The following is a 26138-nucleotide window of genomic DNA, read 5'->3' as shown; positions in this document are numbered from 1 at the left end:
TGACAACACCCTCCCTTCAAAGACAGAAAGAAACTCCCTGCCTAAGAGCGTGATCAAGACGCGGCCGCGTTTGTGGGAAAATATCACGCTCTCATCCACTATTGTAATGGAGGTCAGGGAGAATGACAATAGAAAATAAAAACACACGTTCCCTTTCTGGCGAAGAAAAAATGGAAATGATGATGACCATTCAAGCCGAACAGGCTGAAGGTATAGATAAATCAAAAGAGAACTATCGCAAAATTGCACAGGCTTGTATCTCTCAATGGGTGAGGGATTTTAAAGAAGGTAACATCAAATTGTCTTCAGTAGAAGATCTGAAGAAGCTCATAGAACTCGACATCGACCTTCAGAAGCATGACGATATTTGAAAACAACTCAAACTTAATTAAGCATTTCGGAGGTGGGTGATATGTAATGGCTAGACCACGTGATCCGAGAAGAGATGAAGCTTTCCGTCTTTGGAAAGAGAGCGGTGGAGCCCGCTTACTCAAAGACATTGCAGATGAGTTGGGTGTGACAAGCAGCACTGTCCGTAAATGGAAAGCAAATGATAAATGGGATGATAATTTCAAAGGGAGCGCTCCTAAATTGAAAGGGAGCGCTCCTAAACGCCCTGGGGCTCCCAAAGGGAGTAAAAACGCCAAAGGGAATAAAGGTGGTAAAGCGCCACCAGGTAACCAAAATGCAAAAGGGAATACTGGTGGTGCTCCAAAAGGGAATAGAAATTCTGTGCGGACAGGTGAATATGAATCTATCATGTTCGATTATATGGACGACACAGAAAAAGAGCTCTTTGAGCAGATTGAGACCGATCCGCTCTATCAAATTGAATTGACCATACGTGAGCTTAGTATTCGAGAGCGGCGTATGATGCATAGAATCATGAAGTATGAAAATGGTTTAACCGATAATCAGCGACGTGTTCTTAAGCAACTTAGAAAAACAAAAGATGTCGCACCTTCGACAAGTGAGAATGGTGTTGTCAAATACGTTCCAATTATCAATGAACGTCTTGTAGTCACTGAGGTGGAAGAAACTCAATTACCTGTGATTGATCGCATCCTAGAAATAGAGGAAGCATTGACGCGAGTAACAGACAAGCGTCTTAAAGCCATTAGGCAGAAACACGACATTATGAAAACTATGTCAGAGCATGAATTGAGACTCAGAGGTCTTGATCTTGCAAACCGAACGAGAGAAGCAGAGCTGGAACGGATCACCGCACGTCCTGTTGATGATTCTGTACAAATAACAATTAAGCGGAAGAATAAAGGTGATGACTGATGGTTCAAATGATGGAGAAGGAAGTCAATCCACATTTTGAGGACTTTCTTTTTGATTGGGATCAGAAGTTTCAGTTCTTGGTGGGCGGTTACGGCTCCTCCAAAAGCTATCATATTGCCCTGAAGCTCATCTTAAAGTTGCTAGATGAAAAGAGAACAGCCCTTGTGATTCGTGAAGTCTATGACACACATAGAGATTCCACTTTCTCTTTATTTGAAGAGATCGTGAATGATCTTGGACTCGATCATGTCATTCAGTGCCGGACATCACCGCTCATGCTTAAATTTCACAATGGCAGCCGGATCATTTTCAAAGGCTTGGACATGCCAGCCAAGCTGAAGTCGATCAACAACATCTCGATCATATGGATTGAAGAATGTTCAGAAGTGAAGTACGAGGGATTCAAGGAGCTGCTTGGTCGTTTGCGTCATCCAACATTGCAGCTGCACATGATCCTATCGACGAACCCTGTCGGCCAGGATAATTGGACGTACAGACATTTCTTTAAGGATGATCAGAACAACCGCTTTATCTTAGATGACGAGACTTTATACAAAGAACGCACCATCGCTATCAACGATACGTACTATCACCACTCGACGGCAGAAGATAACCTATTTCTACCTGTGAGCTATATCAAGCAGCTGGACGAACTAAAAGAATACGATCCCGACCTTTATCGAATTGCCCGAAAAGGTCATTTTGGCATAAACGGAATTCGTGTTCTGCCACAATTCGAGGTGCAGCCACATGAAGATGTGATGCTGGCCATCTCAAATATTAATCGCCCTTTGCTTAGAGCGGGCATGGACTTTGGTTTCGTTGATTCATATAACGCTGTGGTTAGGTTGGCTGTTGATCACGAGAAGAAGTATCTATATATCTATTGGGAGTATTACGATCGTGGCAAGACTGATGATGTCACGGTTGAGGATTTGAAAGAGTTCGTCGAAACAAAAGAGCTGATTAAGGCTGATAATGAGCAGAAGACAATCGCATATTTCCGCAAGATGGGATACAACATGGTGGCCGCTCATAAGTTCCAAGGCTCACGCTTGCAGTACACCAAGAAGATCAAGCGGTTTAAGAAAATCATTTGTTCCGACTCATGCAAAAACACGATCTATGAGCTTCAGCCGCTCACGTACAAGACAGACAAGCGCGGCAATATCATAGAGGACGAGTTTCAGATTGACCCTCATACTTTTTCAGCCATCTGGTATGCGCTAGATGATTATGAGGTAACGGACCTGAAAGAGAAACCAAAAGAGCGGACACGCCCGAACAGAGAAAGGAGGTCACGCTGATGAAAACGGTCAGAGCAACAGTGATGAAGGCCAATGTGTCTGAAACCACTAAGCAGATTTATGAGGATGGATTTAATTACGAGGCTGATGATGTGATCGAGCCGTCATACAATATCAAAGAGCTCAAACAAATGGCCGAGTATTCTACCATTCTTCAGCAATGCATCGATGCGTATAAAACAAACATTTTGGGATTCGGCTTGGGAGTTGAATACACTTTCGACTTTAACGCTGAGAATGCACCAAAGGAAAAGAAAAAGGCAGCTGAGAAAGAATGGACCCAACTTGAAGAGTTCACCAGATATATGAACTATGATGAGTCAGCCGAAGTGGTTCTTGGTTATGTAATAGAAGACCGAGAGAAAACAGGTAATGGATTTGTGGAAGTGCTTCGAGAAGGTACAGGGAAACCTGCAGGTATTGAGTACCTGGATGCACAATACTTACGAGTTTGTAAGCTGGGTGATCCCGTTGACGTCGAATTCCGATACACAGAAAATGGTCAAGTGAAGTCATTGCAACGGAAGAAGAGATTCAGGAAGTATGTGCAGCAGGTCAACACTAAAAAAGTATTCTTCAAGGAGTACGGCGATCCAAGAACAATGAATGCTGCTACGGGAGAATACAGCGAAGACACCCCTTCTAATCACATAGCAAGCGAAGTCATTCACTTCAAGATAGGCAGCGGTACATATGGTGTTCCTCGTTGGATTGTTAACATCGTAAATATGTATGGTGCGCGCAAGGCAGAAGAGTTGAACTATCTGTACTTTAAACAAGGTCGTCATGTGCCGGCCGCTATCACAGTGGAAAATGGGATGCTGTCTGAATCCTCGTATGAGCAGCTGCAGGAATACATGAACGGCATTGAGGGATCAGACAATGCACATAAGTTTCTTTTGTTGGAAGTTGAAGGGATTCCCAAGAAGGATGAGCTATCGAACGATGAAGAACCGGCTAATGTGAAGGTGGATATAAAATCACTGGCCGAGATTCTCCAGGAGGATGCACTCTTTTTGGAATACGATGAGAAAACGAGAAACAAGATACGTTCTTCTTTTCGTCTGCCGCCGATCTACACAGGCGAATCACAGGATTATAACAAGGCCACAGCTGACACCGCTCGAAAAACGACAGAAGAACAGGTATTCCAGCCGGAGAGAATGATCATCACTGGCAAGCTCAATACACTCTTTCTTCCTGATCTCGATCTCTGGCATGTGCGACTCATATTGAATGGTCCAGACTTTCGTGATCCGCTCGAAATTGCAAAGGTTCTTACACCGTTTATTCAAGCAGGAGCAGTTTCACCGAATGACCTGCGTGATCTGGCTGGCCGTATTCTAGGAAAAACATTAGAAGAATGGCCAGAGGAAGAATATCACCGACCAATTGAGGCAAAGTCAAAGGCATCAACTAGCTTGCTTGATACGGTTTTTCAGAAGTCAGCAGGTTCTCAGAATGAATTGGTATCGATCCTCAAAGACCTTAGGGATGAACTAGAGGAGATCCGCAAATGAGTAAGATTGATCAGCTGATAAAAAACATCAATACCTTTGTGCAAAAAGCGGAGGCAGATGAGGTCGAGGAACTAGAAGCAGTTGTAGCTGATTTCCCTGAATTGAAGGGTATACCCTCTTTGGTGGAAGAGTACGAGAAAACTATTGCTAAATTGTTCAGATTGCAACGCAGGACGTTTTTAAATGCTCTGAATGGTTTTATATCCAAGGATGATTCAGAGACGTTAGAATCAATTCTATCGTTCTTTCAAAATGACTTGTTTGCAGCTGATGAATTTGCGGAGCTGTTCGGAAAGGAAACGGCCATATTCTTGACTTTGACTGTCACGCAGCTGGCTGAGAAGATTATGCATTCCATCGATGCTGATATTCCATTCAAGGTGCTTTCTGAGAAAACTGAACAGTGGATTGAATCGTGGTCGCAGGAGTTGGCGCAGCTGATGAAGCTGAATACTCATACAGCCATAGAGCAAACGCTGAAAGAGGGTATAAAAGAAGGCCGCTCTATCCAAGAAATTGAACTGGAGCTGAAGGACCTTCCTGAATTCAGCCGGAAGCGCGCACGTGTAACAGCCATTACAGAGGTGTTGACCGCTTCTTCTGTTGCGCAACACGAATCCTATGTTCAATCTCCAGCTGTGACGGGGAAGAAGTGGAAGCATAGCGGTGGAAAAAAGAATCAGTCGAGGGATAGTCATGTGCAACTAGACGGGACGATCATTTCTCTCGATGAAGAATTTGAGATACCAGGCAGTGGAGAGCGGTGCATGTTTCCGAGAGATACCAAGCTTTCTCCAAAAGAGAGGGTTAACTGTCATTGTGCGATTGGTCCTGTGGTTGACCCTCTTATTCTGGGATTGTCAGCTGAGGAAAAAGAAGAGATTAGAAGAAAAGTCTTACAGAACATGGAATGAAATAGTATAATATCCTCATTACTTTGGGAATGAGGGGAATATATGAATTGGATGGAATTATTATCGAGCATCATAAACTCGATTGCATGGCCTGTGGCTATTATTATAATTATAGGATTTTTAAAAGAACCAATTTCTGAATTGATTAAAACAATTATATCGATTAAGTACAAAGATTTTGAAATCCATCGCGATATAAATAATTACGCTAAGAGTATTCAAGAACATACAGATAGTATTGTTACTTCAGAAAATTCTAGTGTACTTGATAATTTAATGAGTGAGTTATCTAATTATCATACTATAGAACAACTCAATGAAGAGCTAGATAAAAAGGTTCTTGATTTATATTTAGTGTCGCAAGACCCTAGAAAAGATATTTCTTTTAGTGACCCGGCTCATCACATTCAATCAACAATCTTTTTTGCTAGTTATTTAAACTCGCAAAAAATTATTACTGACGATATGTACAGGGTTATTCGTGATTTGAAGGAGATGTTTGACAAAATAGAATATATTGATAATAAAACAATGGAATATCCGAAAAAGAAATATCAAGAAAATGCTCCTAAGATAATTGCTGTTCTTGATAATAAAATAAAAGAAATTCAATCAGAGACCTCTAATTCATAGTGAGGTCTTTTTCTTTTGAAAGGAGGTGAATGAATTGCCACGCGAATTGATAAATGCAAAAATCACACACGTTTCATACGTGGACAAAGCTGCTAACCAAAAGCAGTTTTTTTTCGTTAAGTCAGAAAAAGAAAATGACTTTCAAAAAGAGATCAAGGTCATTGCAAAGGCTGATGATGCGAAGCGTCTTGTGTACGGTATTGTGTATGAACCAAACGTTGCGGATGCGCATGGAGACTATATGACACCAGAAGAAATTGAAAAAGCCGCTCATGGGTTCCTGAAGGATGCACGTGAGATTGATAAGCAACACGATTTCCAAGGCGGTGTCGGTGAAGTCGTTGAATCGTACATTGCTCCGTCTGACTTTGAAATGGGCGATGAGCTGATCAAGAAAGGATCGTGGGTCCTTGTGACAAAAGCATCTGATGAAATCTGGGAACAGATTCAAAAGGGCGAGATCACCGGATATTCAATGGCCGGAACAGCAGACATAGGAAAACAAGAGCGTGAGCCAGCTTCTGATGAAAAGGGGCTTTTTTCTTTGCTCAAAAACTTCTTTTTGAAAAATGAGAAGCCAGCGGAAGAAGTAAAAAAGGCAGGTCGGAAGTTTTCCGCTGCTAACTTAACTGAATTAAAAAATGCTAGAGCCGCTATCGACAATCTGTTGAGTCAAGCGGAAGAGAAGGAGGAAGAAGAAGTGAACAAAGAAGATCTGCAAAAGATGCTAGATGAAACAATTGCACCAGTCGTAAAACGTCTGGATGACCTTGAGAAAGGAGAAGGCGAGCAACAACCTGATCCACAAGAAAATCAACCGAATGAAGCTGTTGCAAAAGAAATGGCCGCAGCTGTAGAAAAGGCATTGGCTCCAGTTGTTGAAAGAGTCGAAGCGCTTGAAAAAGCACGTCCGCAAGGTAATGGAGTAGGAGATCAACAACAAGACGTACAAAAATCTGAAGCGTTATGGGACGGCTTGCTTTAAGCCGAGAAAAAGGAGGAACTAGAGTGAGAAATCAAGAGGTACTAAACAAAGCGGAAGTGACACTTGCTAGTTTGAAAACTGGCGGTCTCATGAATCCAACGCAAGCATCTACATTTATTCGTATGGTGCAAAACACACCAACCCTGTTGCAAGATGCACGTGTAATTCCAATGGACAGCGATTCGCAAAAGATTGAAAAAATCGGTTTTGGGCAGCGTATCTTGCGTGCTGGAGAAGAAGGCAAAGCGCTTGATGCAAAAGATCGTGTTGCGCCAACAACAAGCACTGTCCAGCTAGCTGCAAAAGAAGTCATCGCAGAAGTAAATATCACATATGACACACTTGAAAACAACATCGAGGGTGATAATTTACAGAATACCATCATGCAAATGTTGGCGGAACGAGCGGCAGTAGACATTGAAGAGTTGATCCTAAACGGTGATACAAAATCTGAGGATACTTACCTTGCTCAACTTGATGGTATCCGAAAGCAAGCCACATCTCATATCGTAGATGTTGCTGGTGAACCACTTACACGCCAAGTATTCAAACAAGGATACAAAGCTGTTCCGCCAAAATATTTGCGAGTCCCACAAGAGTTCCGTTTCTATTCTTCCCCAGGGCAAGAGGTCGAATGGAAAGACAAAGTAGCGGATCGTCAAACGAATTTAGGGGATGCAGCTGTACAAGGTGGACTTTCTTCTGCATTCGGTGTTCCAGTCAAAGGTGTTGCAAACATGCAACCGTATGATGCGGACGGCACAGATGTTTCTGACATCTTGTTGACTCATCCAAAAAACATCATCCTTGGCTTCTCACGCAATATTCGTATTGAGGTTGAAAAGGATATCCGCAGACGTAAATTTATTATTGTCCTCACAGCGAAGCTCGACAGCAAGTTTGAGGAAGAGGATGCTGTTGCTAAGATCATCAAGGTCAAGGAGTGATCAATATGTATACAGCTGAATTGATCAAGGGAAAGACATACTCTGTTATGGGTCATGTCTTTCTTTTAAATCAGGAAAAAGAGATTGAGAAAAAGGTCTTTCAATATCTCGATGGCAATGAGTTTTTCAATTGTACAGAAGTGAAAGCACCTGTTGATGATCCAAAAAGGGATGATCAACCAAAAGAAGATGATAAGTCTGTGAAAGAGGAAGAAGAACCGTCACAAGAAGCAAAAATCTACACTGAAACTGAATTGAAGGATATGAAGAAAGATGGACAAGAAGCCGTTATTGTTGATCTTGGCGGCGATCCGTCTGAGTTCAAGAATGAAAGTGAAAGAATTGCCTTCATCCTTGAACATCAACATCAACAGCAACAAGAAAAAACAGGAGAGTAAGGCTGATGCTGATCTCTCCTGAAGAAGTTAGGGCGTATACCGTATTCGAGAGCGTGAAAAACCGCTCAGATGAATTATTGGAAAGTGACATCATTGAGGCTGAAGCTGAGGTATTTAAGATTGTAGGTCATGATTTCACAAGTGAAAAATATCAGCCGCTTCCTGAAAAGGCAAAGATCGCATTGATTAAAATGGTACAGTTTTTTGCATTGATCAACGGCGATGAATCAATCATCAAAGGGTACAAGTCTGAAAAGATTGGCGATTACTCTTATACACTGGCAGATGGTAACGCCGTTTCAAAACCAGATGTGTATAACCTGTTGATAGATTTCATTGAGCCAGGAGAACCGCCAGAAGATCCAGGCAGCATCAAATTAAGGTTGAGGTCGCTATGAGCTATCAATCATTATTAACGGATCGATGCGATATTTTCCACCTTCAGAATAAACAGCTATCAAAAGATCGCTATGGAATACCTGTTCAAGATGCGCAGCCGGTCTTTTCATATCCTGATGAGCCTGATCAGGTTGATCAAGCATGTTATTTCACAGAGAGAAATCAAAACATCACACAGCAGGAACCAAACGCAACTATTCATCAATCATATCTCGTTCATTTTCCTATTACCGCTGATGTCCGAGTAAATGACAAGGTGGTATGGGAAGGCGTGACATTGAAACTCCAAAAGCCCAGACAGATCAAAAATCACCACATTGAGGTGGTAGCGATGAGGAGTGAAAGTCTATGAGGATAGATGGTCTTGATCAATTCATAGAGGACTTGAATGCTGCGGTGAATGGTGGCTTGCAAGCAGAATATGAAGAGTGGCTTGAAGGAATGGGTTATGAGTTCCTAGATATTGTTCAGGATGAGGTCATTCGTACAAAAACAGTGGATGCTCGTCGCTTGCTTAACTCTTTTCAGAAAGGCGATCGAGAAAACGTCTTTTCGATGAGCAGTGGCGGTCTAACGTTGGATGTTGGGACCAACTTGGAATATGCATCTTACACAAACGATGGACACTTTACCATTGATCCTAGTAAAAATCAGGATAGACGATGGGTTCCTGGCAGATGGGTTGGTGATCGTTTTGAATATGACCCAAATGCCGAAACAGGGATGCTCCTGAAATTTCAATGGGTTGAGGGCAGCGGGTATTGGGATAATGCAATATCCATCTTTGAACAGATGTTTGAACAATCACTAGATCGCAAGCTGCAGCAATGGATCGATGAGCAATTTGGGCGGTGATTAAATGAATCAAGAAGTCGGCTCCATCATGCATTATTGTTACAAGCGGTTTCCGGTGAAAGTATATGAAAAAGAGATTCCTGAACAGTTTCAGATCCCATCGATGTACTTTCCAGCATCATGGGTCAATACAAGGAACGATACTGTGTCAACTTTCCTCAAAACATATACGCTGCATGTTAAAGTGTTTCACAAGGACTCTGGACAGGCTCATGATGCAGCTGAATCGATTGTAGATGCCTTATCAGCGGATCGGAATATCATTCAGATGGTTGCTGAAGACGGTGAACCGCTCGATCAATATATACGAATCAAGAGGGCGGAAACTAGGATTGCTGATCAAGGTGTGGCAACGATTGTCCTCACATGGGATAGTGCTTATTGGTACAACCGAGACGAGCAGCCAAGCCTTGACGACATAAATTTTTCAGACGGGGTGATCAAACGTGAGCAAGACTAAAAATGAATCACAGGTGAAAGAAGAAAAAGCCGCACCTGTTCTTACTAAAGAAGCGGCATTTTCATTTGAAGCCTTGAAAGAGCACAGCAAGGAAGTATTTGGCGTAAAGCCTGAAATCCTTGAAGGTGCTCTTTTTTATATCAAAGATCAACCAATTACAAAAACAGAAGCAAAGAAGCAGATTGAGGCTTTTTTGTCTAAGGAGGTTTAAGCATGAACGGAGGCACATTTACACCAGGTACAGAAAAAAAGCGTCCTGGTATCTACTTCAATTTCAAAACCACAGCACAGCAGCGTATCACGTTAGGTGATCGCGGCACCGTTGCACTTCCAATCACAATGAGCTGGGGAGAGCCGAAGACGTTTATCTCTATCTCAGGCATCGAGGACTTAAATAAAAAAGTCGGATTAAACATCGATGACAAATCACTGCTTCTTTTCCGAGAAGCCAAGAAAAAAGCACAAACAGTCTTGCTTTATCGCTTGAATGAGGGTGAACCTGCAAAGGCTCAGATCAGCGAGAATTTCAACGTGCTTGCCAATTATGGCGGACAAAAGGGCAATGAGGTCACGATCCAAGTCACTGAAAACGTATTGGACAGCTCCAAGCGTGATGTGGTGACTTACGTAGGCACAGATATTGTGGATAAGCAGATTGTGACGGATGTCAAAGAGCTGAAGCAAAACAAATATGTTTCGTTCTCTGGTGAAGGAGAAGTGACAATCACAGCTGGCGTAACACTAAGCGGTGGGAAAAACGGCGTGCCAAGTGTCGCAGACTATACAGCTTTTTTAGAAGAAGCTGAAACAGAATACTTTGACGTAATTGCACTGCCTAATAACACTAGCGAGCAGTTAAAAGCGACATTTGTGGCGTTCGTCAAGCGTCTGCGTGATGACCAAGGCCGTAAGGTGCAAGGTGTTTTACCTAACTATGCAGCTAATCACGAAGGAATTATCAATGTCACAAGTGGCGTTCTGCTAGAAGACGGCACAGAGATTACGCCAGCCAAAGCAACAGCATGGGTTGCCGGTGCATCTGCAGGAGCAAATTTCAATCAGTCACTCACCTTTGTTGAATATGAAGGGGCTGTGGATACGTTAGAGCGCTTGGATAATGACCAAGTGGAATACCGCTTATCACAAGGCGAATTCTTGTTCACGTTTGATGCTCGTGATCGCACAGTGAGCGTTGAGAAGGACATCAACTCTCTGACAAGCTATACAACGGAGAAAAACAAGACATTCGGTAAAAACAAGATCATTCGTGTGCTCGATGCGATCAACAATGATTTAACGTTCGAATTAAAAAATCTGATTAAATTACGCAAAGCAAATGGCAATGACATTCCGGCATCTGATGACGGGTTGCAGCTGGTGAAAACACTCATCACGCAATATCTAACTCAGCTGCAAGACGGAGATGGAATCACTGGCTTTGACTCTGAAACAGATATTACGATCGCTTTAAATGAAGATCGTGACGGTTTCTTGATTGATCTAGCTGTTCAACCTGTTGATGCAGCTGAAAAATTCTATTTCAATGTAGAGGTGAAATAAGATGGCTTTTAAAGCGCAGAATACCATTTCAGGTAAGGAAGGACGCTTATTCCTCGATGGTGAGGAATTGGCATTTATCAAAACCTTCGAAGCAAACGTGGAGAAAAACAAATCAGAGGTCAATGTCATGGGTCGTCGTATGACCGGTCACAAGACAACCGGTGCGAATGGTACCGGCACAGCGACTTTCTATAAAGTCACATCGCGTTTCGTACAGTTGATGCTGAACTATGTAAAAAAAGGACAAGATCCGTACTTCACCATTCAAGCTGTACTAGATGACAAATCATCCGGCCGCGGCACAGAGCGTGTCACATTGTTTGATGTGAACTTTGATTCTGCAAAGATCGCGGGGCTTGATGTGGATTCAGAAGCACTTGAAGAAGAGGTTCCTTTCACGTTTGAGGATTTCGACCTTCCTGAGAAGCTGAAGGATACATTCTAAACGGAGATAAAAAAGTAAACATTTTTTTGTTTAAAAAATTATCGTTATGTTATAATGAATTCAAATTACAGGATTCTGTAATACGCTTATCCGTAATCCTTTAAACAAGATTACACAGTGTCTTAAATAAGAAAACGTGTTTACATGCAAAGCAATTTGCATAAAATAAAAAGAAGCCAGGATGCGCAAACATCCTGACTCTAATGTACAATTTTTGGCCCATCAAGAGGGCTGGCTTATTCCGAAGGCAGAAAAATCTTTTTGAAAATAGACTTTACCCTTTAACTTTTAGCGGAGCTCAAGGGAGGTCTATTTTTTCTTTTTAAAAAGTGCCAACAATGTCACGACTAAAGTCAGAATGCTTAGGGTATAAATCCCAAAAGCAATCATTAAACTAATCGCTTCAAACGTTGACATATGCCTCACCCCCTTTCTTACAGGGATGAGCCAGACCGCCCTTGAGTAAGCCGTTCAATTAAATTGTACGAGTTATATTATACATGAAAAGATTGGAAAGCACATTCAAAAAATGGATGTGCTTTTTTGTATTCAAAAAAACAAATCAAAGGGAGTTTTTAAACATGAGCGAAAAACAAACAAACAACACATATGATCTTTCATTCTTTATGCCAGGACAAACAACAGAAGCGGAAGAAGTCAAATCCATTATCTCAAAGCGTTTCATTGATAAAGAAGGTAAAGTGATTCCATTCGTATTCAAAGCGATCACAACAGAGCGCATCGATGAACTGGAGAAAGAAAACACGACTTTCAAAAATGTTAAAGGTCGTGGACGTGTGAAAGACTTGGATTCTCAACGTTTCTACGCACGTATTGCGGTTGAATCTACTATCTATCCTGATTTCAAATCAAAGGAATTGCGTGAAGCATACAGCACCCAAGATCCAGTCGAAGTGGCAAAGCGTGTTCTGTCTGTCGGTGGTGAATATGCGAACTGGTTAAACAAAGCCATTGAGGTTAACGGTTTTGAAGATGAAATTGAGGACCTTGAAACAGAAGCAAAAAACTAATAAAAGACGGGAACAAAGAGGCTGTGTATCTGTATTACTGCATGCATGAGCTTCATTACTCCCCGTCTGAACTCTTAGAGGTCTATGAAGCGCCAAGGCAATTCAAGGCCTTTTTGTTTGGGTTGATAGCCCACAAACTCGAAGTATTAGAAAAAGAATCAAAGAAAGGGGGATAAGACATGGCTCGTTTGACAGCTCGGTTTGAATTACAAGACCGAATCACGCGTAAATTACGTTTGATCAGAGGGGACCTAGAACGACTTGATAGATTGCGCCGCAGATCAGAGCGGCCAATCACTTTAAGAATCAGGGACAATGCCACAATCGCATTAAGACGTGTGCAGCGTTTCGTATTGCGTGACCTTGCTCGAACTTATCAGTTGACGATTGAAGTAAATGATCTGGCCACAAAAGCTCTACGAAAGTTCAATGGCTTTGTGCAGCGCAAGATGCCGCGTATTCATAGTGTGCTGATGCGCATTAAAGATCAGGCAACACCAGGTCTTGTTCGGCTACGTCGTTACATCGATCGAAAGTTTGGCAAAGTAGAACGGTTTGCCATAACGGTCTATGATCGGGCAACCGCAGGGATCAATCGTATTGCTTCATATGCAGCACGGCAGCTTGGCCGAGGATACAGCTATACCATTAGAGCTGTTGATATGGTCCGGCGTACAGTCAGCCGTATAGCGTCTTATACTCGAAATACCTTGGGTACAGAATACAGGGTGGCGATCAACGCGATAGACCGTTTCACCGCTCCGGTACGTGGAGCTGTCTCATTTGCGAATACCCATTTAGGACGGACTTACACAACCACAATTAAGGTCCTTGACCTAATCACAAAGCCATTGAGAGGGATCGTGTCAGCTGTCACCAGTACGCTTGGTTTGCTTGGAGTAGGAGCCGGTGCAACAGGCGGTATTGTTGTGCCGCTCAAAATGGTGGCGGATCGACAGAACATGACCACGGCTTTTGAAACACTGCTCGGTAGCAGAGGAAAAGCAGATGCACGACTGGATGAATTGACGGCCTTTGCTGGTCAAACGCCATTTACTCGTGATGAGATTTTCGAGTCAAGTCGTGTTCTCCAAGTATTTACGGGCAATGCCCTTTCTACGACTGAAGGAATGAAGCTAGTCGGGGACGTTGCTGCAGGTGTTCAACGACCGTTTTCCGAAGTTGCGCTATGGATGGGGCGTTTATATGACGGCATTAAATCGGGGCGTCCTATCGGTGACGCAACGGCAGCGCTGCAAGAAATGGGGGCTATCTCTGGTGATGCCAGAGGTAAACTCGAAAATCTTGCAAAGAGCGGAAAAGACATCTCTAAGACATGGCCGGAAGTAACGAAGGAATTTGGCAAATACAACGACATGATGATCAAAATGTCGGACAACTTGGCCAACTTATTCCTCGGTGTCAAATCATTCATCAACAACTCTATTTTGATGCCTTGGGGTAAAGGACTTGCAGCTGCGTTCCAACCTGCGTTAGAAGCGTTCAGGACATGGCGTGGGGAATATTCCTTTGTGTTGACCGACCTTTCCAATAAAGCTGAAAAGGCTGGTAAAGCCTTTGCAAAGAGCTTTTTAAATCCGACCAAAAGCGTATTCGGATTCATTGGTGATCAGTTTAAGATTTTGTTCCCTGGAGAAAAACTTTCCAAGAAGCAAATGAAAGAACTGAAGGTCAAATTTAAGGACAATCCCAAATTGCAGAAACACTTTGAACAGCTAGAAAAATACAGAAACATGGACTTTGAAACTCGGTGGAAGCTCGTCTTAGATAATACAAAAGACGTTTTTGGAGCGTGGTGGGAAAAGACTGGGAAACCAGGTCTTTTTAAGATGGCTGAAAATGTCGGGAAGACATACGGTGGCATCATAAACGGTGTGATCAACGGTCTACTTGGTATTGATGACAAATCATCCGAGGACAGTTTCACTGATGCAGGAGCCAAAGCAGGAAGGATATTCATCGAATCATTTTTAGAAGCTCTTGATCCAGCGCAATTGGGAATTCGTATCACCAAGAAGATCGGTGAGATCAACTTGAATGCTCTTACTGGAGAAGGATCAATTGCTGGTGCTTTGATTGCCAATGCGTTTGCGCTTGCATTCCTGGGGAAAGTGGCCACGTTGTTAAAGCCGCTCAAATCCATTCTTTCTGGAGCCTTTGCTGTCTATAAATGGGGCAAAGGTTTAAGAGGCGGGATGGGAGCAGGAACGAGCGGTGGTGTAATCGGTAGAGCTGGAGGAGCAGGGCGACCGCCGAGGAACCCACGAACTCCTGAATATCGTCAGCCTTGGATCAATAGAGGAGAGTCAGTACGACCAACAACGCCGAACCAAGGGCGTGGCGGTGGATTGTTAGGTAAAGTCGGTAAAGGTGCAAAGAGCATCGGAAAACGTATCCCTATTCTCGGTACAGCAATAGCAGGTACAGAACTGCTAGGCATGAATAATGACAATAAAGGCGAGAAGATCGGTGGATTTGCTGGCAATCTAGGTGGCGGAATCGGTGGAGCGGCAATCGGAACAATGATCGCCCCTGGTATCGGAACAGCTATCGGTGGAGTATTAGGGAGCATCTTTGGCGGCGATCTCGGTAATTGGATAGGAAAGATGTTCGATGACGGGACCATCAAGAAGAAATGGGATGGGCTTGTCAAAGGTGCAGAGAATGCAGTCCAATGGATTAAAGAAACATGGAGCACTGTTTCCGGTTGGTTCAATGATAATGTGTTAACTCCTATTACAACGTTCTTCGAAGATACATGGACATGGATCACAGAGAAATGGGGTCAGCTTTCCTCTTGGTTTATGAACAACGTGTGGCTCCCTATTTATAACTTTGCAGTTCCAATCATCAACTTTGTAGTTGGTGTTTTTGTCGTTGCATGGGAAGTGATTAGTTCCGTATGGGGAGCTGCATCAACATGGTTCATGGACAATGTATGGACTCCGTATGGACAAGTTGCGGTTGCTGCGATCACTCTTGTCTGGAACAAGATCACCGAATTATGGGAATGGATACAAATCACCTGGTCCGTTTTCTCGGCATGGTTCATGACTTACGTCTGGGAACCATTTGGATCAGTGGCAATTGAAGCCATTGTGTGGGTATGGAATAAACTAACTGAGTTTTGGAATTGGGTTCAAATCGTATGGGGCGCATTTGCGGTATGGTTTGATACTTTCGTTTGGCAGCCGTTTATAACATATGCTTTGCCAGCAATCATGTTTATCTGGAACCAATTTAACAGTACATGGAACCGGATTAAAACATCATGGGTGGTGCTCGCAACATGGTTTGATGAGTATGTATGGCAACCGTATAAAAAGTATGCAGAGCCAGCGATTAACTTTGTGTGGGAAAAATTTCAGGATGCATGGAGAATCATCAAAGGTATCTGGAAGACAGTAAGTAGCTGGTTTGAGAAGTATGTTTTTAACCCACTAAAAGATCACGCAGAAAAGTTAACCAGCACCTGGAAAGGTCTATTTGATATTGTTGGAAATGTATTCGGTAAAATTAACGAAGTTAGTGGGAAAGTTGCTAATGTCTTTATTAAAAAAGGTGAAGAAAAGACAAAGCTGAAAAAGAAAGAGAAAACAGCAAATAATGCCACCGGTGGTTATATCACAAAGCCAACACTTTCATGGATCGGCGAGGCGGGCAAGGAGTTTGTCATCCCGACCGAAAACAACAAAGGCCGAGGAAAGATGCTTCTTGCTCAAGCAGCTTCTCATCTTGGAATGTCTGTTATGCCAAGCGGTGCATCACCAACCTCTCCAGCAAGCTCATCGTCTCCAATGAGACCGGCTGCTGCTTCATCAGTTTCCACTTCTGCAAGTGGTTCGATATCAATTGGAGACGCGGCCAACGCATCAAAATACGGGGAACAGTTCACGTCTGAATTCGAGAAGGGACTAAATAATAAAGTCATCTCAATGGAGCAATGGAAACAAGCTAATATCAAGCAACCATTTACTCAAATTCAAGCATCAACACCGCTTTACGGAGCACAAACTGTCTCCGGCTTTGCTGCAGGTCAAAACATGACACCAACTGGCACAGGTCAATTCTTAGATCAAAATGTAAGACAACCTTTCTTGAATGCTCGACAAGAGTCACCTACATGGGGAGCTGGACTAATTGACGCATTTAACAGCGGCATGCGTTCCAAAGGAAGTGAAGTGACACAGGCGGCCAAGGACATGGCCAAGAAAGTAGAGCAGGCGTTTAGAGAGGAATTAGACATTCATTCTCCATCACGTGTCATGATGAGCCTTGGGAAATTCGCATCAATCGGTGTCGTTAAAGGTCTTGATTCGGTTGACGTGAAGAAATTCGCTGAGAATCAAGCGGGTTCCTTAATCGCTGCGTTTAGCGGAATGGGTGCATCTAACCTGAGTGTTCAACAATGGCTCATGGCTGCTCTAATGGCAACTGGCACATCAATGAGCTGGCTACCTGGTTTGATGACGATCGCACAGAATGAGTCACGTGGAAACCCGAAAGCGATCAACCTATGGGATTCTAATGCGAAGAGAGGAACGCCGTCTAAAGGATTGATGCAGACCATTGATCCGACCTTTAACTCTAATAAAGTCAACGGCATGAACGACATCTGGAACCCAATCCATAATGCTGCAGCTGCTATCAATTACATCAAAGGCAGATATGGGAATGTGTACAATACGCCTGGATTGAGAAGTATCAGAAACGGTGGACCATATAAGGGTTATGCAAACGGTGGTCTAATCACGCAAGAACAAATCGCTAGAGTCGGTGAAGGAAACAAGCGTGAATGGATTATTCCTGAAGAGCGTGGCATACGTGGTCGCTACTTGTTGGCTCAAGCTGCACAGGCTTTAGGAATGGACGTATACGATCCGGCCACTGCTGCATCATCTGAGCTTTCACAAGGTCAGGTGCAAACAGTAACAGCTGGCACAGCAAATGCACCGTCTGCTTCAGGTGGATCAAAACAGATCATCATTAATTTTAATGGTGAGCAGCATTATCATAATGGCCAAGACGCAGAAAACCTTGCAGAGAAGATCAAGCAGATGCTCATTGATGAGTTAGAAAATGAAATCAACACAGGAACGAAGGGAGTCGTGATTGATGGCTAAATCAAAATATCAATTGTGGATTTCGCAAGGGAAGGACAAATTACGATTCCCTGTTCTTCCTGAAAAACTTGAACTGAACAACAACGTACAAAATGAATCTATCAAAGTATCAAAATTTGGCGAGCTCACATTCTTGGATGTACCAGGGGCGCGTCAAATTTCATTTACAGCCTTTTTTCCGAAGAAGTATACACCGATCGCTGAATATAAAAACATTCCATCACCAGAGAATGCAATTGCCAAAATAGAGCGATTCATGAAGTCAAAAAAGCCTGTACGCTTTATCGTTACTGGAACCAAAATCAATATGCAATGCAGCATAGAAAGTTTCAATCACAATGAAGGTACGTATGACGTTGGTGATCGTGAATTCACGCTGCAGCTGAAAGAATACAAAACGGCATCACCTAGAAAAATCAAACGAAAAGCTAAAAAGAGCAGTAAAAAACGCAGCTCAAAAGGCGCACCAAAGGTGTACACCGTTAAAAAAGGTGATACATTGTGGGATATTTCTGGTCGCTTCTATGGTGACAGCACAAAATGGCGTCGCATTTGGAATGCGAATAAAGCCGCGATGATCAAACGAAGTAGACGCAATATTAGACAACCAGGGCATTGGATTTTCCCTGGTCAAAAATTAAAAATACCACAATAGGGGTGATCCGATTGATAGAACTCTTTGCAGTGCGGAGCGGGACCATGTATGAGCTTGTGACAGAGAGCGTCACGCTTCGTGGTCAAAGGTATCAAGCTCCCCGATCAATACAAGCAACTATCGTCACAAAACAAGGAAGTCAGAAATATTACAGCATCAAAGAGGGTGACACGGTTCTTTTCAAGTGGAAGGGAAAAGAGCTTTTCAGAGGAACAGTGTTTGCAAGAACGCCGAAGGACGAAAAGCTCACTTTTACTGCTTACGACATGCTTCAGTATTTGGTGAAGAACCAGGATGTATATGTCTTTGCAAATAAAAGGGCTGATCAAATTATGAAGAGACTTGGTCAAGATTTTCAGATCCCGATGACGTCGATCGCTAACACTGGCCATGTCATTAAATCACTTGTATTCAAAAACGATACAAGCCTTTATGACATCATCCTGCAGGCGTTGAAAGAAACAAAGAAGCAAACAGGGCGTAACTATCAAATCTATTCTGCTAAAGGAAAGATGGGGCTGAGAGCTTGGCCTGATCCGTCCGAAGTATGGGTCATTGAATCAGGCATGAATCTCATTGATTATCAGTACAGCACCTCGATTGAGGAAACGGCCACTCGTGTGAAGATGAGAGCTACACGAGTGGAAAAAATTAAAGTTTTAAAGAAGGAAAAAAAGAAATCGAAGTCTACAGATAAAGAAAAAGATAAGAAAACGACTAAAACCACGAAGCCGAAAACTGTCACTCAAAAGAAAGATATTGAGATGCTGGCTGTGGCGAATGATAGTGCTGCTAGAAGTAAATACGGCATCCTTCAGCACGTTGAAAGAGTGTCAGGGGAGATCAACCAAGCACAGCTGCAAAAGAGGGCTGATGTTCGGCTCTCACAGAAAAAGGGCGTAAAAAAAGAACTCAAAAGTATTCAAGCTCTAGGTATTCCTGGATTACAAAGCGGCATGCCAATACGCATCATCATTCCTGATATCGGTATCAAAAAAACGTACTGGATCGATCAAGATAGTCACGAATTCAAAGGGGTTAAACACACCATGACGATTGATGTCGTTGAAAAGAATACGATCCCAACGGGGAACCAGACATGAAACTAAGCGAGGCAATTAAGCGATTGGCTGTCGATGCGGTTGATGCACAATCACCAACTGAATTGATGCTCGGTGACGTTGTGTCCGTTTCCCCTCTTAATGTCAGGCTGAACGAAAATGACAAACTCATCATTCCGGAAGAACTTCTCATCTGGCCAGCACGCTTAGATGAGGGGGAAGATGATGAGCTAGAAGAAGGCGATAGTGTCATGGTCCTTGCGATGACAGGCGGCCAAACGTTTTACATCTTAGATAAAGTAGTAGGAGGTGGTTCATGATGGCTCTTTCACCTGAAGAAGAGATTGAGGATTTGGATGAGGACGAAGAGGATATTGTTGAACCTTCAACCACCTACCGTATCGACTTCGAGTCAGGACGTCTAACCAATGAAAAGATCAATGGTTTTGATGCCATTCGCCAATTCGTTTATATCACACTTAGGACAGAGCGGTATGCACATCCTATCTACAGCCATGATGTTGGTTGTGAGGTGCAGGAATCGGTATCTGATGAAGAAGCAACTGATGAATACAAGGAGATGGAGATCCCGCGGCTCATTGAAGAAGCACTTCTTGTTGATGAAAGAATTGAAAGTGTGCAAGATTTTGAGATCACTAAAGACGGAGCAGCCTTTAAGGTGATATTTGAAGTGGTGACAGATGAGGGAACCTTGGAGATCGAGGAGGTGATTGGCGAAGATGTTTGAAGAACAGTCATATGAAGCCATTATGGAGCGAATGTTGGAACGTATCCCCGATGATATTGATAAACGTGAAAACAGCGTGATATGGAATGCGTTGGCTCCTGCAGCTGCCGAACTTGCTCAATCTTATATATGGCTAGATCAGGTATTCGATCTTGTCTTTGCGGATACAGCGCAGGGAGAATTTTTAGATAGACGAGCTGCTGAAGTGGGGATCACTCGTAAAGCGGCCACAAGTGCTGTATGGTCCGTCGGTGTGACACCTAAAACTATCAGAATACCAATTGGCTCAAGGTTTTACATTGACAGTCTATATTTTCAATATCAATCTGACGGCACGCTGAAGTGTGAAACAACTGGTGCTGTAGGAAACGGGAATTTTGCAGAACTGCCGCTTCTATCACTGGATAACATACCAGGTTTAGAATCAGTCATTTTTGAGGAGCTGAAAATACCTGGTCAAGAAGAAGAAGACGATGAAGCTCTGTATGAACGGTATTTGATGAGGGCAAGGCGGGAGGCTGTCAGTGCCAACAAAGCTCATTATAAAAAGTGGGCTGAAGAAGTAGAAGGAGTTGGCAGAGCAAAGGTTTTTCCTCTTTGGAATGGTGAAGGGACAGTAAAAGTTGTCATCACTGACGGAAATTTTGATGTAGCGACGGATCTGCTTGTCAATAAGGTGCAGGAGTACATTGATCCGGTTCCGGGCGAAGGGGAAGGCCAAGCACCGATTGGAGCCACCGCAACCATCGAGAGTGCTAAGTGGAAAGATGTTGAGGTGTCCCTATCAGTGGAGCTTAAAATGGACTATTCACTTGAAGATGCTCAACAAGAAATAGAAGAGAAGATCAAGGACCTCTTGAAATCACTTGCCTTTGAAGAAAATGTGATCAGAATGTCAGCGATTAATGACATTTTATATCATGCGGATAGTGTCTCTGATTATGCGAATGTCTTGATAAACGGCGAAGCCAAAAACTTGCCTCTCCAAGACATTGAAATCCCGCGTCTAGGGCAGGTGAACGTCATTGAGCAAGCTTGATGAAATGAAAGCTTACCTTCCTGCTTATCTCACAGAGATCACTGAATTTGATGAATTAATGAAATCCGAAGCTCCAGAGATGGAAAGGCTAGATGATTCTATTTTTGATATGACTGATCAGCTTTTTCCGCTCACTGCGACGTGGGGGCTTAATCGATGGGAAAGGATGCTGAAGGTGCAGCGTGAATCAGGTGATTCTATTGAGCTGCGAAGGGCACGTATTTTGAATCTCATGTCAAATATTCCACCGATCACATACGCATCTTTAGAAAGGGCTGTGAATCGCTTTCTAAAGAATCCTAGTGCGGTGGTTCGTCTAACAACTGGCCGCTATCATTTTTCCCTTCTTGTTAATTTGGATGACCTGCAAAATACCAGGTATATTGTAGAAACGCTTGAAAACTTGAAGCCAGCTCATTTGGCTTACAAATTCACAAGCGTTCATCATACGGATGTAAAAGAAATTAAAGACTATCATAACAGGCTCACACTGCGCAGCAGAGTGGGCTTTTTTGATCACATTCCCATCTTACTCAATGGTGAATTTTTATTAAATGGTACGTTTTATCTTAGCGGATCTCGCAATTCAACAGATATTCCAGTGCGCTTCAGGCAATCTTTAAAGATGGCCATGAAGCTCAAAAAAGAAATGAAAGTTTCTGGCCGTACAAGATATGTCATGGTAGGAGCCAAACATGAAACGGATCAACAAGCAGCTCTCACACTTCGATCACGCTTCAATCATGTTAGGAAAGAAAAAAAGAAAATGACATTTCGCATGGCTGCTCATGTATCAAATGAGCAAAGCGGAAGTGTAATCATTAAGCAAAAATATTGGACGCTTGATGGATCAGTACCGCTAGACGGTTCAAAATATCTAGCTGCGACGTCCAAACAAATAGATTTATAAAGGAGGATCATAATGGCTGATCAATTAACCGTTACAACGCTTTATGCTCGCCAACAAATGGCGAAGGCTAGAGCGGAAGGGACGAAGCTCACGAAGGTGGTTAAGATGGCTTTTGGCAATGGAGGAACGAAGGACGGAAAGCCAATCTCCTTGGATGGAACAGAACAAGAATTAAAGAGTGAGCTTGTTCAAAAGGACATTGATTCCTATAAGTTCATGGAACCAGCGAAGATCCGGTACACATGCACGATCGCTGAAGGGGAGCTTGCTGGAGAAGTCATCAACGAATTGGCTCTTGTTGATGAAGATGGAAAGTTTACGGCCATCCGCACCATGACAGACAAGCAAAAAGATGGTGACATTGAATTCATCTTTGAGATTGATGATATTTACTAGGAAAGGAGTGCTCATCGATGGATATTAAATCTCCTAAAGTGTTTGAAACAAGTGACAAGGCTCATGCGGATCTGTTCAATGACATGGTTAAAGTGTTGCTTGAAAATGACTCTGGACTGTTAGATCAGATCATAGAACATATTGGCGATGCTCAGCCACATTCATCTGAAGCAGAGAAGAAGAAATGGAATGAATCGCAGTTATATAAAATCACAGCTGATGACGGCAAATACTTGATCTCTGTTCCAGCTGACAAAAATATTTATGATGCGATTAAGGACAAAGGGACCTGTACTTTCATTGCATCCCCAGGTGTAGAAGATTCACCAGCGCCCAGCAATGCCTATTTGAGAGGAATACAGACTGTTGGCCAAAACAATATCGGAACTGGTTTTGCGATAGATACGTCAGGTAATGCGTATTACTTCTACTATAATTCTAGCCATATATCAATCACTTGGACGCAGCTGCCGTCAGTTGCCGAAAGGAATAAATGGAATAATGGTCAGTTATATAGGCTCACACCAAACGATGGAAGAATTGCAAGGGTTCCAAATGGTACTGATATATTCACTTTACCGACCGGGTCGTATATGGGAGCTCAACTCCTTAATGCTCCAGTAGAAAATGATACGAGTTTTTATTATGTTGAAGTTTTAGAAACAGCATATGTTCAAAATGAAATTAATTACAAAAGAATCATTGTCACAAGGTCATTTGATAATATTACTTGGATTGGAACGTTCCACGCTCAAGGATTTAGAGGCTGGAAAAAAACGCTGACCGTAGAAGATGTTGCAAACAGCACCTTTGTTGATACTTATGATCAAGATAATTCATCTGTTTCAGCCGCTGAAAATGTTGCAACAAAGCTTGTTTTTGGCGCAACACGAGCGGATGATTTATCAGAGTATAACCGCTCTCGTGCTGAAATCACATTGAAAAACAGTGGTCTTTATTTGATCAGGCTTTATATCACTAGCACTAACATCACAGTCGGATCAGATAATATCTTGGCCTGTTATGTCAACGGATCAGAATACCAGAGGTTCGGAAACTGGAATCCAGCGACATCATCAAGTACGTGCGTGCTTTATTTATTACAAAAATTTAAAGCTGGAGATAAGGTAACTTTCTATATAACGCCAAGAGGGACCAACAAAACAGTATCAATAAACACAGCTTATGTAACGATGTCTCAATTGAGATAGGAGGGAAAAAATGAATAAGGCGCTAGCGATCAAATATTTATACCCAAATGCGGAACTAGGTGAGGATTATTCGGTTCGGGATGATGGAGAAGGACAATTTATAGACAAGTGGTTATTAGCCGAACCTATACCTTCAGATGAAGAGTTGGATGCTGCATGGCAAGAGTATTTGAAATTAGACAATGAACAGCCTATGACTCAGGTTGAAAAACAATTGCTTCTTATTGGAGAACAGTTAGCGAAAGAAAAAATCGCTCGCCAACAGACAGAAAGAGTAAATGCAACGTTAGGGCAGCAGCTTGCAGAAATGCGAATAGAAATCCTTAAATTAAAGGGAGGGTTTACAGATGAATCTTAATTTCTGGGTGTTAGCGTTATTTTATAAATGGGCCACTACTGAAATGGTTAAACAAGCAATGTCGTTTAAGGATTGTTCAATTGAAGAACTAGAAGAGGGCGTTCAAGAGGAATATGTTACACATGATCAATACAAAGAAATAACCGGTGAAGTATACAAAACGCCAGAAGCCGAGTAGAAAGGCTTTTTATTTTGCCTTCTTTAAGGAGGTGGACAAAGTGGAGGAGTAGGTGAGTATGGTGGAAATGGATTTGGCTCAATATTTGATGACACAGGGACCCTTTGCGGTTCTTTTTTGTTGGGTGCTGAGGTGGCTCTTTTTAATACACCAAAAGGAGACGATGAACGTGGTAAAAATCATTAAAGATTTAATTCCGAAAAGCAACAGGAACCGCCCAGGAAACAAAATGAAACCTCTATATATTACGGTCCACAATACAGCCAACACTGACAAAGGAGCAAACGCTTTGCGTCATGTCAATTATGTGAAAAAACCTAATACAGCTACAAGCTGGCACTTTACAGTGGATGATAAAGTCATTTATCAACATCTCCCGTTGAACGAAAACGGATGGCATGCAGGAGATGGACGAGGAACCGGAAACATGAAGTCAATTGGAATTGAGATTTGTGAAAACGCAGACGGCAATTTTGAAAAAGCGGTTGAAAATGCTCAATGGCTTATTCGGAAGCTGATGACAGAACAAGGCATTCCATTGGAAAACGTTGTGCCTCATAAGAGATGGAGCGGAAAAAATTGTCCTCGCAAGCTGCTTAATCGTTGGAATAGCTTCAAAGCGGGTATTGCAACCGCTCATACAGGGAAAAAGGCAACAGCGAAGCCGGTGAAAGCGACACCTGTCAAAAATACGTCATCAAAGCCAAAAGCGAGTAAACCTAAAAAATCATTTAACTTGCCATCTGGCATTATTAAAGTAACCAAGCCTGTGACAAAGGGCGCTGGAGTAAAAGCATTGCAGGAAGCTCTGGCTGCTGTGTATTACTACCCCGATAAAGGAGCAAAAAACAACGGGATTGATGGCTACTATGGACCCAAAACTGCGAATGCGGTCAAGCGGTTCCAGCTCATGCATGGTCTTGTTGCTGATGGCATTTATGGGCCTAAAACAAGAGTAAAACTTAAATCATTATTAAAATAAGGACGAGCTCATCCGTTTGGATGAGCCCTAAGTTAATTCTTTTAGTTTGAGCTTGAAAATATTATAAAGTCTTTTTCCGAGAAGATAATTTAATTCTTGTTTACGTCTATAGAAAGAATTCTCTAGAATGCCAGGATGAACAATGATTAGCAATTCAATCATACTAGTTAGGATATTTTTAATGTTATTAATAACAGTCTTTAAAACTTGTAGAGTGAAATCATCATTTTGAATCGTTTCACAAAAATATTTATGAATATTATTGTGAGCTTTTATATTGCTATGAACTACTAAACAACATTTTCCATACTCTCCAGATAGATAATCGAAAAGCTGCTTAGTTCTAACATCAGTAGCGAATTGCGTTGTATTTTGTCTAAACAATTCATTAACTCCGGTCTCATCTGAATTACCGAGCTTCAGCATACATCTATGAAAATTCTCTAAAAGCGATCTAAGAACAAAATTGTAATATCTTATAGAATTGCTACTAGATAATGAGTGCATTAAAGAAAGTAAATCATGAAAAAATGAACTTCTATAATGATTTGATGGTAAATGATCAATAACTGTTTTTGAAACAATTATTAATTTTGAGATTGATACCAATTCTGGTTGTTGGGGGAGGGCCTTTTTAGAACACACTAGGGCTAAAAAATTATTTATTTCAGCTTTTAAGTCAGGTATTGCTTGAGAATTTAGAGTTAATTCCATA

32 protein-coding genes are annotated in these 26138 nt (G+C 42.3%); 30 read left to right on the top strand and 2 right to left on the bottom strand.

Annotated features, from left to right (window positions below):
- Window positions 1-122: 122 nt before the first annotated feature.
- The 16 genes from C6Y07_RS13085 to C6Y07_RS13010 are packed head-to-tail and all read left to right on the top strand — an operon-like array spanning window position 123 to window position 11710.
- Window positions 123-371 carry a hypothetical protein gene (locus tag C6Y07_RS13085; protein WP_106156845.1) on the top strand — a complete coding sequence of 83 codons (249 nt, stop codon included), beginning with the start codon at window positions 123-125 and terminating at the stop codon, window positions 369-371.
- Window positions 372-417: 46 nt separating this feature from the next.
- A complete protein-coding gene (gene terS, locus C6Y07_RS13080; protein ID WP_106156843.1) occupies window positions 418-1287 on the top strand; it encodes a phage terminase small subunit in 870 nt (289 codons plus the stop codon).
- 11 nt (window positions 1288-1298) lie between these two features.
- Window positions 1299-2594, top strand: coding sequence for a PBSX family phage terminase large subunit (locus C6Y07_RS13075; protein WP_189318379.1), 1296 nt, complete (start codon window positions 1299-1301; stop codon window positions 2592-2594).
- Window positions 2594-4114 (top strand): phage portal protein, encoded by a 1521-nt coding sequence (locus C6Y07_RS13070; RefSeq protein WP_106156839.1) that lies wholly within the window; start codon window positions 2594-2596, stop codon window positions 4112-4114. Before C6Y07_RS13075 ends, C6Y07_RS13070 begins: the two co-directional genes overlap by 1 nt.
- Window positions 4111-5028 carry a phage minor head protein gene (locus C6Y07_RS13065; RefSeq protein WP_106156837.1) on the top strand — a complete coding sequence of 306 codons (918 nt, stop codon included), beginning with the start codon at window positions 4111-4113 and terminating at the stop codon, window positions 5026-5028. Before C6Y07_RS13070 ends, C6Y07_RS13065 begins: the two co-directional genes overlap by 4 nt.
- Window positions 5029-5070: 42 nt before the next feature.
- Window positions 5071-5661: a hypothetical protein gene (locus tag C6Y07_RS13060; RefSeq protein ID WP_106156835.1), complete on the top strand. Its 591-nt coding sequence runs from the start codon at window positions 5071-5073 to the stop codon at window positions 5659-5661.
- Window positions 5662-5695: 34 nt separating this feature from the next.
- Window positions 5696-6646: an XkdF-like putative serine protease domain-containing protein gene (locus tag C6Y07_RS13055; RefSeq protein ID WP_106156833.1), complete on the top strand. Its 951-nt coding sequence runs from the start codon at window positions 5696-5698 to the stop codon at window positions 6644-6646.
- 23 nt (window positions 6647-6669) lie between these two features.
- Complete coding sequence (locus C6Y07_RS13050; RefSeq protein WP_106156832.1) at window positions 6670-7593, top strand: phage major capsid protein; 924 nt, start codon at window positions 6670-6672, stop codon at window positions 7591-7593.
- Between the two features lie 5 nt (window positions 7594-7598).
- On the top strand, window positions 7599-7991 hold the full coding sequence (locus tag C6Y07_RS13045) for a YqbF domain-containing protein (protein WP_095285437.1): 393 nt from the start codon (window positions 7599-7601) through the stop codon (window positions 7989-7991).
- A 5-nt stretch (window positions 7992-7996) separates the two neighbouring features.
- Window positions 7997-8389, top strand: coding sequence for a protein YqbG (gene yqbG / locus C6Y07_RS13040; RefSeq protein ID WP_095285436.1), 393 nt, complete (start codon window positions 7997-7999; stop codon window positions 8387-8389).
- The gene (locus tag C6Y07_RS13035; RefSeq protein ID WP_095285435.1) at window positions 8386-8742 is read left to right on the top strand and encodes a DUF3599 family protein; all 357 of its coding nucleotides are present in this window, start codon (window positions 8386-8388) and stop codon (window positions 8740-8742) included. The genes yqbG and C6Y07_RS13035 overlap by 4 nt, the downstream gene beginning before the upstream one ends.
- Window positions 8739-9245, top strand: a complete 507-nt coding sequence (locus tag C6Y07_RS13030; protein WP_095285434.1) for an HK97 gp10 family phage protein — start codon at window positions 8739-8741, stop codon at window positions 9243-9245. Before C6Y07_RS13035 ends, C6Y07_RS13030 begins: the two co-directional genes overlap by 4 nt.
- 4 nt (window positions 9246-9249) lie before the next feature.
- Complete coding sequence (locus tag C6Y07_RS13025) at window positions 9250-9705, top strand: phage tail terminator family protein (protein WP_095285433.1); 456 nt, start codon at window positions 9250-9252, stop codon at window positions 9703-9705.
- Window positions 9692-9916, top strand: a complete 225-nt coding sequence (locus C6Y07_RS13020; protein WP_095285432.1) for a YqzN/YkzM domain-containing protein — start codon at window positions 9692-9694, stop codon at window positions 9914-9916. The genes C6Y07_RS13025 and C6Y07_RS13020 overlap by 14 nt, the downstream gene beginning before the upstream one ends.
- Window positions 9917-9918: 2 nt before the next feature.
- Window positions 9919-11265 (top strand): phage tail sheath family protein, encoded by a 1347-nt coding sequence (locus tag C6Y07_RS13015; RefSeq protein WP_106156830.1) that lies wholly within the window; start codon window positions 9919-9921, stop codon window positions 11263-11265.
- A 1-nt stretch (window position 11266) separates the two neighbouring features.
- Window positions 11267-11710 carry a phage tail tube protein gene (locus tag C6Y07_RS13010; RefSeq protein ID WP_025092909.1) on the top strand — a complete coding sequence of 148 codons (444 nt, stop codon included), beginning with the start codon at window positions 11267-11269 and terminating at the stop codon, window positions 11708-11710.
- 309 nt (window positions 11711-12019) lie between these two features.
- Here the strand turns inward: C6Y07_RS13010 and C6Y07_RS13005 are convergent, their stop codons facing one another.
- Window positions 12020-12127: a putative holin-like toxin gene (locus C6Y07_RS13005; protein ID WP_082179342.1), complete on the bottom strand. Its 108-nt coding sequence runs from the start codon at window positions 12125-12127 to the stop codon at window positions 12020-12022.
- A 164-nt stretch (window positions 12128-12291) separates the two neighbouring features.
- Here C6Y07_RS13005 and C6Y07_RS13000 point away from each other — a divergent pair, with 164 nt between their 5' ends.
- The 14 genes from C6Y07_RS13000 to C6Y07_RS12935 all read left to right on the top strand — a co-directional run bounded on the left by C6Y07_RS13000 (window position 12292) and on the right by C6Y07_RS12935 (window position 25423).
- A complete protein-coding gene (locus C6Y07_RS13000) occupies window positions 12292-12741 on the top strand; it encodes a phage tail assembly chaperone (protein ID WP_106156828.1) in 450 nt (149 codons plus the stop codon).
- Between the two features lie 29 nt (window positions 12742-12770).
- Complete coding sequence (locus C6Y07_RS12995) at window positions 12771-12917, top strand: hypothetical protein (protein ID WP_106156954.1); 147 nt, start codon at window positions 12771-12773, stop codon at window positions 12915-12917.
- A 3-nt stretch (window positions 12918-12920) separates the two neighbouring features.
- Window positions 12921-17885 (top strand): transglycosylase SLT domain-containing protein, encoded by a 4965-nt coding sequence (locus tag C6Y07_RS12990; protein ID WP_106156826.1) that lies wholly within the window; start codon window positions 12921-12923, stop codon window positions 17883-17885.
- On the top strand, window positions 17878-18540 hold the full coding sequence (locus C6Y07_RS12985; protein ID WP_087977383.1) for a LysM peptidoglycan-binding domain-containing protein: 663 nt from the start codon (window positions 17878-17880) through the stop codon (window positions 18538-18540). The genes C6Y07_RS12990 and C6Y07_RS12985 overlap by 8 nt, the downstream gene beginning before the upstream one ends.
- Window positions 18541-18551: 11 nt before the next feature.
- Entirely contained in the window at window positions 18552-19643 is a 1092-nt protein-coding gene (locus tag C6Y07_RS12980; RefSeq protein WP_106156824.1) for an XkdQ/YqbQ family protein, read from the top strand.
- Window positions 19640-19921, top strand: a complete 282-nt coding sequence (locus tag C6Y07_RS12975) for a DUF2577 family protein (RefSeq protein ID WP_106156822.1) — start codon at window positions 19640-19642, stop codon at window positions 19919-19921. Before C6Y07_RS12980 ends, C6Y07_RS12975 begins: the two co-directional genes overlap by 4 nt.
- Window positions 19921-20349, top strand: coding sequence for a DUF2634 domain-containing protein (locus C6Y07_RS12970; protein ID WP_106156820.1), 429 nt, complete (start codon window positions 19921-19923; stop codon window positions 20347-20349). Before C6Y07_RS12975 ends, C6Y07_RS12970 begins: the two co-directional genes overlap by 1 nt.
- The gene (locus C6Y07_RS12965; RefSeq protein WP_106156819.1) at window positions 20342-21388 is read left to right on the top strand and encodes a baseplate J/gp47 family protein; all 1047 of its coding nucleotides are present in this window, start codon (window positions 20342-20344) and stop codon (window positions 21386-21388) included. Before C6Y07_RS12970 ends, C6Y07_RS12965 begins: the two co-directional genes overlap by 8 nt.
- Window positions 21375-22298, top strand: coding sequence for a YmfQ family protein (locus C6Y07_RS19330; protein ID WP_106156817.1), 924 nt, complete (start codon window positions 21375-21377; stop codon window positions 22296-22298). Before C6Y07_RS12965 ends, C6Y07_RS19330 begins: the two co-directional genes overlap by 14 nt.
- A 12-nt stretch (window positions 22299-22310) precedes the next feature.
- Window positions 22311-22694, top strand: coding sequence for a phage tail-collar fiber domain-containing protein (locus tag C6Y07_RS12955; protein ID WP_106065091.1), 384 nt, complete (start codon window positions 22311-22313; stop codon window positions 22692-22694).
- Window positions 22695-22711: 17 nt separating this feature from the next.
- Window positions 22712-23905: a hypothetical protein gene (locus C6Y07_RS12950; protein ID WP_106156815.1), complete on the top strand. Its 1194-nt coding sequence runs from the start codon at window positions 22712-22714 to the stop codon at window positions 23903-23905.
- A gap of 10 nt (window positions 23906-23915) precedes the next feature.
- Window positions 23916-24263, top strand: a complete 348-nt coding sequence (locus tag C6Y07_RS12945; protein ID WP_106156813.1) for an XkdW family protein — start codon at window positions 23916-23918, stop codon at window positions 24261-24263.
- Window positions 24253-24441 (top strand): XkdX family protein, encoded by a 189-nt coding sequence (locus C6Y07_RS12940; protein WP_106156812.1) that lies wholly within the window; start codon window positions 24253-24255, stop codon window positions 24439-24441. Before C6Y07_RS12945 ends, C6Y07_RS12940 begins: the two co-directional genes overlap by 11 nt.
- Window positions 24442-24610: 169 nt before the next feature.
- Complete coding sequence (locus C6Y07_RS12935; protein ID WP_106156953.1) at window positions 24611-25423, top strand: peptidoglycan recognition protein family protein; 813 nt, start codon at window positions 24611-24613, stop codon at window positions 25421-25423.
- A 27-nt stretch (window positions 25424-25450) separates the two neighbouring features.
- On the opposite strand, the gene C6Y07_RS12930 is transcribed toward C6Y07_RS12935, so the two are convergent.
- On the bottom strand, window positions 25451-26137 hold the full coding sequence (locus tag C6Y07_RS12930; RefSeq protein WP_106156810.1) for a hypothetical protein: 687 nt from the start codon (window positions 26135-26137) through the stop codon (window positions 25451-25453).
- Window position 26138 lies beyond the last annotated feature (1 nt).

It is taken from the genome of Bacillus sp. LNXM12-1 (genome assembly GCF_003004375.1).
Classification (GTDB): Bacteria; Bacillota; Bacilli; order Bacillales; family Bacillaceae; genus Bacillus.
This window is presented reverse-complemented; position numbering and strand designations above follow the sequence as displayed.

Bases quoted from the DNA above. Each gene is read 5' to 3' on its own strand.
- C6Y07_RS13085 (WP_106156845.1), top strand. From the start codon at position 123: ATGACAATAGAAAATAAAAACACACGTTCCCTTTCTGGCGAAGAAAAA.
- terS (WP_106156843.1), top strand. From the start codon at position 418: ATGGCTAGACCACGTGATCCGAGAAGAGATGAAGCTTTCCGTCTTTGG.
- C6Y07_RS13075 (WP_189318379.1), top strand. From the start codon at position 1,299: ATGGAGAAGGAAGTCAATCCACATTTTGAGGACTTTCTTTTTGATTGG.
- C6Y07_RS13070 (WP_106156839.1), top strand. From the start codon at position 2,594: ATGAAAACGGTCAGAGCAACAGTGATGAAGGCCAATGTGTCTGAAACC.
- C6Y07_RS13065 (WP_106156837.1), top strand. From the start codon at position 4,111: ATGAGTAAGATTGATCAGCTGATAAAAAACATCAATACCTTTGTGCAA.
- C6Y07_RS13060 (WP_106156835.1), top strand. From the start codon at position 5,071: ATGAATTGGATGGAATTATTATCGAGCATCATAAACTCGATTGCATGG.
- C6Y07_RS13045 (WP_095285437.1), top strand. From the start codon at position 7,599: ATGTATACAGCTGAATTGATCAAGGGAAAGACATACTCTGTTATGGGT.
- yqbG (WP_095285436.1), top strand. From the start codon at position 7,997: ATGCTGATCTCTCCTGAAGAAGTTAGGGCGTATACCGTATTCGAGAGC.
- C6Y07_RS13035 (WP_095285435.1), top strand. From the start codon at position 8,386: ATGAGCTATCAATCATTATTAACGGATCGATGCGATATTTTCCACCTT.
- C6Y07_RS13030 (WP_095285434.1), top strand. From the start codon at position 8,739: ATGAGGATAGATGGTCTTGATCAATTCATAGAGGACTTGAATGCTGCG.
- C6Y07_RS13025 (WP_095285433.1), top strand. From the start codon at position 9,250: ATGAATCAAGAAGTCGGCTCCATCATGCATTATTGTTACAAGCGGTTT.
- C6Y07_RS13015 (WP_106156830.1), top strand. From the start codon at position 9,919: ATGAACGGAGGCACATTTACACCAGGTACAGAAAAAAAGCGTCCTGGT.
- C6Y07_RS13010 (WP_025092909.1), top strand. From the start codon at position 11,267: ATGGCTTTTAAAGCGCAGAATACCATTTCAGGTAAGGAAGGACGCTTA.
- C6Y07_RS13005 (WP_082179342.1), bottom strand. From the start codon at position 12,127: ATGTCAACGTTTGAAGCGATTAGTTTAATGATTGCTTTTGGGATTTAT.
- C6Y07_RS13000 (WP_106156828.1), top strand. From the start codon at position 12,292: ATGAGCGAAAAACAAACAAACAACACATATGATCTTTCATTCTTTATG.
- C6Y07_RS12990 (WP_106156826.1), top strand. From the start codon at position 12,921: ATGGCTCGTTTGACAGCTCGGTTTGAATTACAAGACCGAATCACGCGT.
- C6Y07_RS12985 (WP_087977383.1), top strand. From the start codon at position 17,878: ATGGCTAAATCAAAATATCAATTGTGGATTTCGCAAGGGAAGGACAAA.
- C6Y07_RS12975 (WP_106156822.1), top strand. From the start codon at position 19,640: ATGAAACTAAGCGAGGCAATTAAGCGATTGGCTGTCGATGCGGTTGAT.
- C6Y07_RS12970 (WP_106156820.1), top strand. From the start codon at position 19,921: ATGGCTCTTTCACCTGAAGAAGAGATTGAGGATTTGGATGAGGACGAA.
- C6Y07_RS12965 (WP_106156819.1), top strand. From the start codon at position 20,342: ATGTTTGAAGAACAGTCATATGAAGCCATTATGGAGCGAATGTTGGAA.
- C6Y07_RS12955 (WP_106065091.1), top strand. From the start codon at position 22,311: ATGGCTGATCAATTAACCGTTACAACGCTTTATGCTCGCCAACAAATG.
- C6Y07_RS12950 (WP_106156815.1), top strand. From the start codon at position 22,712: ATGGATATTAAATCTCCTAAAGTGTTTGAAACAAGTGACAAGGCTCAT.
- C6Y07_RS12945 (WP_106156813.1), top strand. From the start codon at position 23,916: ATGAATAAGGCGCTAGCGATCAAATATTTATACCCAAATGCGGAACTA.
- C6Y07_RS12940 (WP_106156812.1), top strand. From the start codon at position 24,253: ATGAATCTTAATTTCTGGGTGTTAGCGTTATTTTATAAATGGGCCACT.
- C6Y07_RS12930 (WP_106156810.1), bottom strand. From the start codon at position 26,137: ATGGAATTAACTCTAAATTCTCAAGCAATACCTGACTTAAAAGCTGAA.